We start from the raw sequence: 10,527 nt of genomic DNA, 5'->3' as shown, positions 1-10,527 counted from the left end.
ATCGATGCCCTGCTTGACCATTTCTACCTGTATCGTGATTTACACAAGATGTCCGCCCGTATTTTAGCGAAGAATAGACGCATGCTATTTTGCTTTGTTAAAAACCCCCGCTTTAAGCTAGAAGGCGTATTAAAAGAAGAGTGTCTCGCGCCAACCGGTGAACGTGTAGATATCCTTATTTTTGCATCACTACGGTCAAAATAATCCAATATGTCGACACTTACAGCAACACCGACACTCAACAGCATCCCTTTACGTCACGGTGACTTTTCCACTACCACCGAGGCCCTTGCCTATGCCGCACAGGGAGAGGCTGGATTTAACGTCTATAACGTATTCGGCCAATTGACTGACGTATTGAGTTATCGGCAACTACAGTCCCGGGCTAGGTTGACCGCACGTCATCTTAAGCATCAGGGTTTTTCTCGCTCAGACCGGGTGGTGGTGATTGCTGAGACCACGCCCGAGTTTATGATCCTATTCTTTGCCTGTCAGTATATCGGCTTGGTACCTTGCCCTACCGCCTTTTCGGTAAATCTGGGCGGTATGCCCGCCTATATTGATAAGCTCAGCCAACTGATGCAGTCATCTCAGGCGGTTGCTATTGTTGCGCCGGAAAAATTAGCCGATTACCTTCGCCAGCCAGTGACGGCGATAGGCAAAAAATTACTGACGTTTGAATCAATCATTCAACATACCGCTCAGGCAGAAAACTCAGTCTCTGTTGCAGAATTAACGCCGTTGACGGCCGATGAACCGGCCTATATTCAGTTCTCGTCAGGTTCAACCACCAACCCGAAAGGCGTTGAAATTACCCAGCGCAGCCTGTTGGCGAATATCAGCGTGGTTCTTCGGGTCGCAATGAAACTTCGGGCTGAAGATCGCTCATTTAATTGGCTGCCTTTTCACCACAACATGGGGCTGATCGGCTTCTTTCTTGCTTCAGTCTATGGTCAACGTTCCGTTGACTGCCTGAGCGCTGAGAACTTTGTTCAGAACCCGTTAGTCTGGCTGGAATTGATGTCAGCCAATAAAACCGCCATTACCTTCTCGCCGGTATTTGGCTATCAGATGGCCATGAAAAAATATGCCGAGAGCGAAAATAAACCCGTTTTAGACTTGTCCTCACTGCGCGTTGCCGGTATCGGTGGCGATATGATAAGCGTCAGTATGCTAAACAGCTTCTCAGCCTGTTTTGCGAACTCCGGTTTTCGCTATCAGGCCTTTTTACCCAGCTATGGTCTGACAGAAACCACCTTGGCCGTTTCAGCCTCCGAGGTTGATAGCCAACCTTTTACCGATGAGTTAGCCGATGACCCGGCGCAAAAAGAGATGGTCTCCTGCGGCAAACCCCTGCCCGGCTTTGAGGTTAAAATTATTGACGCTCAAACCGGTCAACGATTACCGGAGCATCAGGTGGGCCAAATTTGGGTCAAAGGCCCGAGCGTAATCACCCGCTATATCGATTCACAACACCAAATTATCACTGATGATAGCGGCTTCATTTACACCGGCGATCTCGGCTATCTTTATCAACAGCAGTTGTTTATCAGCGGTCGGGAAAAAGAGGTCATTATTATCCGGGGCCGCAATATTTGGGCTCAGGATATAGAATGGTGGGTACTTCAGGCGCTACCCCATATTGGCGGCAATAACGTCGCGGCCATCGGGGTAGCTCATGGACAGGAAGAAGGACTTACGGTTCTGGTGCATCTTTCAGATAAGCAGCAGGATATTTCAAGTTTATCAGCCATGATTAAACAAGAGATTAATCGGGCTACCGGGATTAACGCACAGGTCGTTTTTATTATTGATAAATTACCACTAACGGCATCAGGCAAACTGGCCAGAACTCAGGCCAAAGCGCGTTACCTGAGTCAATCCCTTCAGGTTATCGGTCATTCAGAGGAACATCAGTAAGATGGATTATCTATTAAAAGCCAAACAAATATTAGCCGGTTGTCTGTCTGTTCCTGTCGACAGTATTAGCGACGATGGTCAGCTTGAACAACTCAGCCCCACGATTGATAGCGTAGTATTTGCCAATATCATGATGGAAGTTGAAAACTTTGTGCAAAAAGAGATCGATGTCACCGAATGGCTGGAGCTCGGTTCGGTAAAAGATCTGGCAGGAATTCTGGAAAAAAACCATCACCCGTAGAGTTGATATTTGTAATGACGGGGCTCGTTCTTCTCTCTCTTTAGAGGGCGCGAGTTTTATATCCATTAACTTCCGGTAACAACAAGGTGACTTACCCGATTTCAAGCGCTGTCACACCGCGACCTGATACAACCATACGACAGATAATAACGATAAAATAAAGAGGCCGAATGAACGCTGCAAGTACCGATATCTGTCATGCTTTATATGCGTTAGCCAAGAGTCATAATGGTAAAAATGTTTGGTTGACGCTCAATGAAGTACCAACATGAGTGATACAAACAAAGCATAATGCCGATTATGTTTTACGCCGTCATGATGTCAATTATGAAAAAAACATGGCCTGGTTCAGGCAAGCACTCGGGCCTTCACGTTTTTTCGAAAACGGCCAGATGTGGAAAAATCATAAAAAGTTAACCCAGCCCTATTTAAACAACTTCAGTGATATCGACACCATTACGCTGACCAAGCACCACGGGCAACAGGCGTTACATCAGCTTGCTCGTGGCGCTTATACCGGCAAAATCACCCTCGATGACAACGTTTTAAAAATTAAAAGCCCAAGCCCCGTGGTCGGTATCGACTTCAACAAGAAGGACCTTGCAATCACCGCCTTTATTAGCAAAATACATACCTTGTATAAACTGACCATACCCCAAAATTTTATAGACAAAAGGATCATTCCTTGGGCGAATACAGTTTCCCTTATTAACAGTCACGTTTTTCACTGAAACATAGGCGGTTTCAGATACCGCGGTAACCCGAACCTTAGAAATAGTAACTAATGAATTATAAGGGCTTGGTGTTTCAAATAGTTCGACTCTAACTGGAGATTCTTTGCGTTCTGAGGGAGCCTCCGGCCCACATCCAAACAAAAATAAAATAGAAAAACATAACGTCATCAAATTTTTTTTCATGAACAACTCCATGTAACGATATAAAAAATAAATAACAATAATTATCACGCAAGCTGTAGGTGATAATTATCCATACATCACGAATAGGAGAATGTTACCGGATACCGGATAAGTCATTGATCGTTTGTCACTATGAATTCTCACAAACCGATCGTCCGCGCAGATCAATCTCGCGTTATCACTGGAGAAGACTGTATTAGTAGGGGAATAAAGGGGGAAAGGTGACAATAAAAGAGGATTAATCAAAAAATAGTCCACTCGGCGATTGATGACCGCGGGTACTGTTCCCCCAGAGGTCATGCATCACAGCGATGGCTATTGGCTGACCGATAAGTGATAACGGCTAATTGTCTGGCCGCTGATGAAGAGCAGCCAATAGGTCGACCCGCATTAAGGCTGGCAATTAACGTTGTCACGGTGACCCTGCTTAACCCTTTCTATTTCTGTCAGAGCCAACGGTCTGTAAATGTGGGCAATGGCTTTTGCGTTTCGGCATGGTAGTCCAGCCTGCACGTTACTTTCTATCTCGGTGTGCGGTATCAACAAGGTGGAGAGGCTGATAGCCTCGCCTGAAGATGACTCGCGCTCACTATCACGCAGGAAGCATCAAGCGTCAGATTGGATGGGTTGACAATAAATATCGGTATGACATCGCTTGCAGTGCTTTGCCCCGGTATGCATTCCATCACACCAACTGCAATGCCAATGTTTGGTCGGGACGACTGGCGGTAATGTCTGCACCATGTGGCGTAATTTCGCCAGTCGTTCATTGCTTTTGACCTCAGGGTCATAATAAGTACAACCACGTAGTTGCTCTACCGACGTCGTCGATAAGTCATGACTAAAGCACGGATTTTCATTCGGGGCGTTGCACAAAATTAACGCACTATCGCAAGACGTACAGAGATACGTCTGTTGGCTGTCTGCCGGTTGTTTCTCGGCTAAAACAATGCGGTAATTTACATCGTAAGCAATAAAAATTTTGAGCATGCGCATGGGGGCTCCTTTGCCATTAACGGCAGATAGCAGCCAATACAGTGCTGGCTGGCTTCGGGATAACGAATATTTAAAGGAATGGGTGCTAAGAAATAGTGCGGGTAAGTTGTTTCCTGCTTAAACCAGTAACGGTAATCTGACTGTGGGCTCCACATTGACAAGTCAGGCAGTATTTCTCGCCATAGTACGCATGACCGCAGCCTCGACAGTACCAATGAGCCTTTTGCACCAGCGGCAGCGCTTTCGGTACAAAGGTCCTCAACGCATTAACGGTAGCCGCCTCTGTCAGAGCGACATTGACGTAAGGGCAGTGTTCCCGCCCATGCTCTGATAAACCGGTATCGGCATGCTCAAACCAGGGTTTGCTATGCGTTGTCTTTCGATGGAAAACTAATGCGCTGTTACAGAGGTGACAACGATATTCACTATTTGGGTCGTGCTGTGCGGTTAATGCCGACATGAGATGCCCATAAGCATTACGTGCAATAAAGGATTTTGCGTACATATTGAGACTCCTTTTCGCTGGATAGCAGGCAGTCGTCGTCCGTCCCTTAAGGGCAGATACAGGTGCCTGCTTCCAGACTGGAATAATTGAGGATTAAACGGGATGAGTCAGCGGTGACTGACAAGATTGCGGATTGAATAGTTTCAATGCTTAGCTAAACACAGTGAGACAACGGTTTATTGTTGTCGTGGTCGGCCTCGCCCGCTAGGCGGTTCAACCCGACTGGTACGGTAACAATACACGCCGTCCTTTTGCTCTTCTTTGGCTAAGTAGCTGACGGCGTAGAGGAGTGCGTTAAAGCGACGTGTCTGGGTATGGTCTAATCGTCCCTGGCCTTGTCGTGGGTATCGCGTGGTATCACGACTACAGTCATGTACATACCCTTGCCCCCGGGTGATAGCTTGCCAGTGTTGAGTGATGCATTGTGCCGTTGGAAAGTAATTTTGGTGCTGATGCCCATTCAGATAAAAAACCGCATGAAAATGTATACCATGCTGGGCGGTATATTCCATGACCCAGGCATAACCGATGACGCCATTGAACTCCATCGCCATCTCAGCGAGTCGCCATATATCACACAGCGAATAATCATTGGTACGCTGCTTAAAGAGCACACTGTCTTTGAGGTAGAAAAAATCCATACGAAAAGCCAGTAACTTTGAGTAACGTGCTTGTAATGTATGAACATGGTTGTGAAGTTGTGCTAACAGGAAGGGGTTCATCTGGTAATTAGGGTTAACGATTGACATCTAGACTCCATGAATGAATTAGGTTTCATTTCATGGGCCAACACTGTAATTTCTTACTTACTACTGGCACTGATTAGCTCAGTATGTTTTGACTAGTGAATATCTGTTTGACGTTGATTAACCTGGTCGGGACACACGGAATAAAATTGACCAACCGGATGAATACAATAACCAACCAGAGCATCAACTAAGAGATTGATACTCTTATATAACACTGCATTTAATCAATTCAATCTGATACCCGCAGAATACCCTAATAGTCCTCATAATAGCGCTCTAGCCCCCCAAGGTGGCGTTAAAGTGTATCTTCAACCTTCAGCTCCAGCCAAATAGAAAAGCACCGCTACAAGCAGCTCCAGGTCTGTTTTAAAGCTAGTCATAACGAGGCGTCTGCTACGCCTAATCTTCTGTCAGTTGTAACAAGCAAATTAGCCTATGGCACCGCAGGGTTTACGTATTTATCAGGTGACTGCGCCTACGTTCCTCCTAAGAAAAATTGATACAATCACTAATACTGATAAATCACTGGCTTCTATTTTAATGGCAACTACCTGCGACAAGTTAATTACAGGGATACTTAGCGTATCCCCTGATAGCTCTGGCTAGAGGAAGACACTCATAATAGGTGTAATTAGTGAGCATTCTTTTCGTGGAACTCACATTTATAACAACAAAACTCACTACCGTTACTAATACAAATAATACCAATCTAGTCATACTGCAGGAATGACTCTTCTATCGTTTATTATCTGAGATTAGAAATAATTCATATCACGTCTATAAGACAGCATATAATGAGAATAGTCTATTGATTGATACAATCATATTTACATCAGTCTAATCAGTGCTATTTAGATTATGGAGTATTAATCACAACACTCTATATAACAGTCCTTACCGTACTATGTTTAATGGTGTTGATATTGCTTTTAGCACTATGGAATTTACCCTAGGCACTCACTAATAGAAAGGTAATGGTTAGGTTATATAAGTCATGACACCTACACAAATAACATTAATTAACCCAAATTCAATTCATAGACGCCAAATTTAAATACATTAGCAATCCATTTCATACTAAAAGTAGTTATAAAAACAAGAATGGCTCAACGGTAAATAAGGGGGCATCACGCCCCCTGAGTTAAATGACCATATCAATCGTATATTAAGTAAGTCATTCCCATAAAAACCAATAGCAATACCACCCTAAATAAATAGGGATAGCTTAGGCTAATTATGAGATTTGGTTAAATTAATGACTGAGTACTGAATGAGTTAGTTTAATCGTATTAGGTGTAATCAATATATTGGCGGGGGACGAAACTAATTATTTATGCTTCATCCTCTAGTGTTAGTTCAATCGCAGTATCACCCCGGGACTCTTTTATACGCTGACGTAACCACGCTTCTACTTCGCTCTTCAACCAGCGGGAAGAACGACCAAGTTTAATTTGCTTAGGGAACTGACCTAGCTGTATCAATTTATAAAACCATTTATCCGTTAGACCGGTTAATCGTGTAATAAAAGCCATATCTACTAATTTATCATCCATTAATTCGGTTGTTAAGTTATTCATTGATGTATCTCCGTTAAAGTTGAGTAAGGAGAATTCAGCGTGTTCTGATTTCAGTGAAATTACCTGAATCGTCACTGCTCAATACTCGCGCCGATGTTCCCCATTACATAACTTAACGGCGTAAAAAATTACTTGAGGCCGGTTGACGTTGATAAAGAAAAGCTTAAAAACCACTCTCTATAATCAGCCATACATCACCGCTGTGCACCTTATTCAGTACCATGATCGGAAAGTGAACTTTGTACCGACTAGACATATAAGCTTAGCTTATCGACTGATCTGAGTCGATTGCGTGTCAGCTATCCACCTCATTGTTGATACTTAGACTCTTTGGCGTCATTGAATAACCATCAGACTCTGAGCTTGAGCTAATGGTCATCGCCCATATTGGCGTTTTTACGTTGGTTTTGGTTTTCCGGCTGAATTTGACTTTTTTACGGAATGATAGATACTGATTTCTCACCCACGAACTTTGACTTTCAACGACAATATCAACTCACGGGGGAACGCTAAAAGACAGTTATCGTTCGACGGAATGCAAAAAATAGCGAACATTGAGACAAAAAGGAGATGACGACAGCAGTAGCAACGTGGCGAAAAAGGCCATATAAGGGCCACAATCACAGGAGTAGCACAAAGAAACAGCCTAATGACGTGAAAAAATACATCCAAAACACGTCAAAATAACGCCATAAAAGGCAGTGGAATCACTCAGGAATGCTAAAAAAAGAGGAGTAGAAACACGGATAATCTACATATTGACATCACAAAAACTACATAGTAACTTAAGTGTACATTAAAAATTGTGCAGCGTTTGCTTATGGAGTTAACAATGAGTTCAGTCCCTGTCGTCATAAAAGCGGAAGATCGACGCGTTTGCCGCGTCTATTACAACTACCTTTACAACTACCTTCTAAACAATAATTTTAACCCTCCAGCTATCACCAACTTTGATGACATCAAACATTGCAACACAGTGATCAATAGCATGATGCAGCATTTCTTTCCTGACAATGCTCAACGGTTAACGCATATTCAGCATATGCAATTGATAGTCAAGCCGTCGTTAATACCCAATATTGAATTTGAGTGGTTCAAGAATAATGAACAAGCCTGCTACTGGGTATGGGGCTATTTAAGAAGCGCGGCTCACTATATGTTACAGTTTCCCTATGAGTACAATTATATTGAGCCTACTGCTACTGATATACCACTCTATGAAAAGATGAAACTAGAGACGTCACCGGTAAATACGCAGCACCGGTACAATCTTATTGTCGATTTTTTTGATAGTTGGTATGAGCAACCAGCCAATAAAACTCAATTGATTGAACATCTAAAAAAAGAATGGCAAGCAATATATGCCAAACCTAAACGCTTTAAGTGGCTTAACATTCATGATGACGAGCAATGTGAATGGGTATGGGATTATATTGTTAAGGCACAAAAACCCGAACGATTAGGATATATGTCCATCAGTGAAATAATGAAAATCCCAACGCTCTATCTGTCACCTCTGAATATAGAAGAAAAGAAGTTAGCCATTTATGCTGCGATAGATTTATGGCGCGGACATAAAGATTCAATAAATTTACTCTTCAAAAATATTAATAGAACAGTCAGCCAACAAAAGCATAGAATAAAAAAGATCGACACAAAACCCTTTAATACCCATTTAAAAATAGACACTAAAACACGGTTAGATGAAATAGCTCGGCGTCAGGATAAAAAGATTATTGATATCATTGACCAGCTCATCAATCAAGCATACGACGCATTACCGCCAGGGTAATAAACTCCGCACCGCGCTTTCTTCAAATCTTCATTATTATCAAAAAGGCCTTTTTTAAGGCCTTTCTCACGTCGAATAAAAAATAGCACCGTTCTAATTATTTTCAGACATACATCATAATCCGGATATCACTCACCTATCGGTCATATCACGCTTATTCAGGCTGATGGAATACCCCCTCAAGCCTGCGGTTATTATCTATGTTGAGGAAATAAATCAATGACACGTCTTGCTTCCCGTTTTGGTGCGGTGAATAGTATTCGCCGTGATCGACCACTAACTAACGATGAGTTAGCCCGCCACGTTCCCAGTATATTATCGGAAGAAAAACACAACTCCCGTAGTGACCGCTATACCTATATTCCCACCATTACATTATTAGATAACCTACGTAAAGAAGGCTTCCAACCTTTCTTTGCCTGTCAGACTCGCGTCCGCAATCTTGATAAACAAGATCACACCAAACATCTGCTACGACTACGCCGTGAAGACCAAATATTAGGGAAAGAAGTCCCTGAGATAATCCTGCTCAATAGCCATGATGGCTCTAGCAGTTACCAAATGCTTCCTGGTTTTTTTAGAGCCATTTGCACCAATGGTTTGGTCTGCGGTGACACCTTCGGTGAAGTTCGAGTACCACACCTTGGGCCTGTAATCGACCGCGTGATTGAAGGTGCCTACGAGGTATTAGGTATCTTTGACCGAGTAGAAGAACAACGGGAAGCNATGCAGGGCATCACGCTCTCACGCTCCGCGCAACAGGCCTTTGCCCATGCGGCCTTAACTTACCGTTATGGCGAAGAGTACCAGCCCGTGACAGAAGCGCAAATTCTGATGCCGCGGCGTTGGGAGGACAAAAAGGATGACCTTTGGACAATTTTTCAGCGGACTCAGGAAAATTTGATTAAAGGCGGACTGTCAGGGCGCACTGCTAAAGGGAAGCGGGCCCGAACAAGGGCAATTAATGGCATTGATGGCGATATCAAACTCAACAGAGCGTTATGGGTGATGGCGGAGAATATGCGCCAACATCTGGCTTAATGTCAGTGGTGTGTATTTTAGATAACCAATAATAGGAAGAAACACTATGGCTCATGATTATGGATTGACCATCAACACGCTACAGACAACGCTCGACTGGCTGTATGAGCGGGCTATCAACGGTATCGCCGGACTGGACTCCGCTCAAGCACTGGCTAACGCTTACCAACATACCCACCCAAACCAACGGACCTGCGTGAACGCGTTGATACGCGGGCAAAATATCAAAGCCGGCGCCAGCGGTTTTATCACCGGATTNGGNGGNCTGATGACACTGCCAGTNACGATACCGCTCAATATGACCAGTGTCTTGTTTATCCAAATCAGGATGATTGCCGCGATTGCTTTNCTAGGCGGTCATAACCTGAAAGACGATGAGGTCAAAACCTGCGTCTATTTATGTTTATGTGGTAATACGGCAAAAGATATTCTGAAGAATGTCGGTATNCANCTTGGGACGCGTCTAACCCGACAGTTANTGGGCCAGNCCTCCTCNGGTGTGGTACGACATATNAACCGAGCCGTCAGCGTTAAGTTAATGGCACAGGTCGGCCAGAAAGGCAGTCTCAATGCCTTCAAGCTNATACCGCTGGTCGGCGGGGTCATTGGTGGCGCGTTTGACAGCATCACAACCGACCTCATCGGAAATATGGCCCGGGATATCTTTATCAGCTCACCCACTATCNCTGTCGTCGAACATAACGACAGCCAGACACAATAACTTTTCCCTCGTTTCAACGTGTTATAACCCAAAAAACCACTGACATCAGTTTGCTTTAGCGCTGATGC

11 protein-coding genes are annotated in these 10,527 nt (G+C 43.9%); 6 read left to right on the top strand and 5 right to left on the bottom strand.

Translation table 11 applies throughout. The annotated features are described in order from the left end of the window. From YWE_RS31250 to YWE_RS0119670, 3 genes are all read left to right on the top strand, one after another. Window positions 1-204 (top strand): GNAT family N-acetyltransferase (locus YWE_RS31250; RefSeq protein WP_029096051.1); only part of this gene is annotated, 204 nt, incomplete at its 5' end. Between the two features lie 6 nt (window positions 205-210). Beyond that, window positions 211-1,920, top strand: a complete 1,710-nt coding sequence (locus YWE_RS27985; RefSeq protein WP_051323458.1) for an AMP-binding protein — start codon at window positions 211-213, stop codon at window positions 1,918-1,920. Window position 1,921: 1 nt separating this feature from the next. Next, the gene (locus YWE_RS0119670; protein ID WP_029096050.1) at window positions 1,922-2,161 is read left to right on the top strand and encodes an acyl carrier protein; all 240 of its coding nucleotides are present in this window, start codon (window positions 1,922-1,924) and stop codon (window positions 2,159-2,161) included. 545 nt (window positions 2,162-2,706) lie between these two features. Here YWE_RS0119670 and YWE_RS30595 read toward each other — a convergent pair. The 5 genes from YWE_RS30595 to YWE_RS27975 all read right to left on the bottom strand — a co-directional run bounded on the left by YWE_RS30595 (window position 2,707) and on the right by YWE_RS27975 (window position 6,905). Continuing rightward, window positions 2,707-3,078, bottom strand: coding sequence for a hypothetical protein (locus tag YWE_RS30595; RefSeq protein ID WP_127526424.1), 372 nt, complete (start codon window positions 3,076-3,078; stop codon window positions 2,707-2,709). 606 nt (window positions 3,079-3,684) lie between these two features. Then, on the bottom strand, window positions 3,685-4,074 hold the full coding sequence (locus YWE_RS29845) for a putative zinc ribbon protein (protein ID WP_071605906.1): 390 nt from the start codon (window positions 4,072-4,074) through the stop codon (window positions 3,685-3,687). Between the two features lie 85 nt (window positions 4,075-4,159). Then, entirely contained in the window at window positions 4,160-4,579 is a 420-nt protein-coding gene (locus tag YWE_RS27980) for a putative zinc ribbon protein (RefSeq protein WP_051323457.1), read from the bottom strand. Between the two features lie 176 nt (window positions 4,580-4,755). Continuing rightward, window positions 4,756-5,328, bottom strand: coding sequence for a YagK/YfjJ domain-containing protein (locus tag YWE_RS0119650; protein WP_029096048.1), 573 nt, complete (start codon window positions 5,326-5,328; stop codon window positions 4,756-4,758). A 1,331-nt stretch (window positions 5,329-6,659) separates the two neighbouring features. Further along, window positions 6,660-6,905: a helix-turn-helix transcriptional regulator gene (locus YWE_RS27975; RefSeq protein ID WP_036016611.1), complete on the bottom strand. Its 246-nt coding sequence runs from the start codon at window positions 6,903-6,905 to the stop codon at window positions 6,660-6,662. Between the two features lie 832 nt (window positions 6,906-7,737). Between YWE_RS27975 and YWE_RS0119640 the strand changes: the two genes are divergently transcribed. The 3 genes from YWE_RS0119640 (at window position 7,738) to YWE_RS27970 (ending at window position 10,459) form a co-directional block, all read left to right on the top strand. Beyond that, window positions 7,738-8,697 (top strand): hypothetical protein, encoded by a 960-nt coding sequence (locus YWE_RS0119640; protein ID WP_029096047.1) that lies wholly within the window; start codon window positions 7,738-7,740, stop codon window positions 8,695-8,697. A 219-nt stretch (window positions 8,698-8,916) separates the two neighbouring features. Continuing rightward, entirely contained in the window at window positions 8,917-9,738 is an 822-nt protein-coding gene (locus YWE_RS0119635; protein WP_029096046.1) for a DUF932 domain-containing protein, read from the top strand. Window positions 9,739-9,784: 46 nt separating this feature from the next. Continuing rightward, window positions 9,785-10,459, top strand: coding sequence for an EcsC family protein (locus YWE_RS27970; protein WP_051323456.1), 675 nt, complete (start codon window positions 9,785-9,787; stop codon window positions 10,457-10,459). Window positions 10,460-10,527: the final 68 nt, after the last annotated feature.

This window comes from Budvicia aquatica DSM 5075 = ATCC 35567 (genome assembly GCF_000427805.1).
Taxonomy (GTDB): Bacteria; Pseudomonadota; Gammaproteobacteria; order Enterobacterales; family Enterobacteriaceae; genus Budvicia; species Budvicia aquatica.
Note: the sequence above shows the minus strand (reverse complement) of the source record. Positions and strands in the feature narration are given on the sequence as shown.

Excerpts from the sequence above, each read along its gene's own strand:
- YWE_RS27985 (WP_051323458.1), top strand. The coding sequence starts at position 211 with ATGTCGACACTTACAGCAACACCGACACTCAACAGCATCCCTTTACGT.
- YWE_RS27975 (WP_036016611.1), bottom strand. The coding sequence starts at position 6,905 with ATGAATAACTTAACAACCGAATTAATGGATGATAAATTAGTAGATATG.
- YWE_RS30595 (WP_127526424.1), bottom strand. The coding sequence starts at position 3,078 with ATGAAAAAAAATTTGATGACGTTATGTTTTTCTATTTTATTTTTGTTT.
- YWE_RS27980 (WP_051323457.1), bottom strand. The coding sequence starts at position 4,579 with ATGTACGCAAAATCCTTTATTGCACGTAATGCTTATGGGCATCTCATG.
- YWE_RS0119650 (WP_029096048.1), bottom strand. The coding sequence starts at position 5,328 with ATGTCAATCGTTAACCCTAATTACCAGATGAACCCCTTCCTGTTAGCA.
- YWE_RS0119640 (WP_029096047.1), top strand. The coding sequence starts at position 7,738 with ATGAGTTCAGTCCCTGTCGTCATAAAAGCGGAAGATCGACGCGTTTGC.
- YWE_RS0119670 (WP_029096050.1), top strand. The coding sequence starts at position 1,922 with ATGGATTATCTATTAAAAGCCAAACAAATATTAGCCGGTTGTCTGTCT.
- YWE_RS29845 (WP_071605906.1), bottom strand. The coding sequence starts at position 4,074 with ATGCGCATGCTCAAAATTTTTATTGCTTACGATGTAAATTACCGCATT.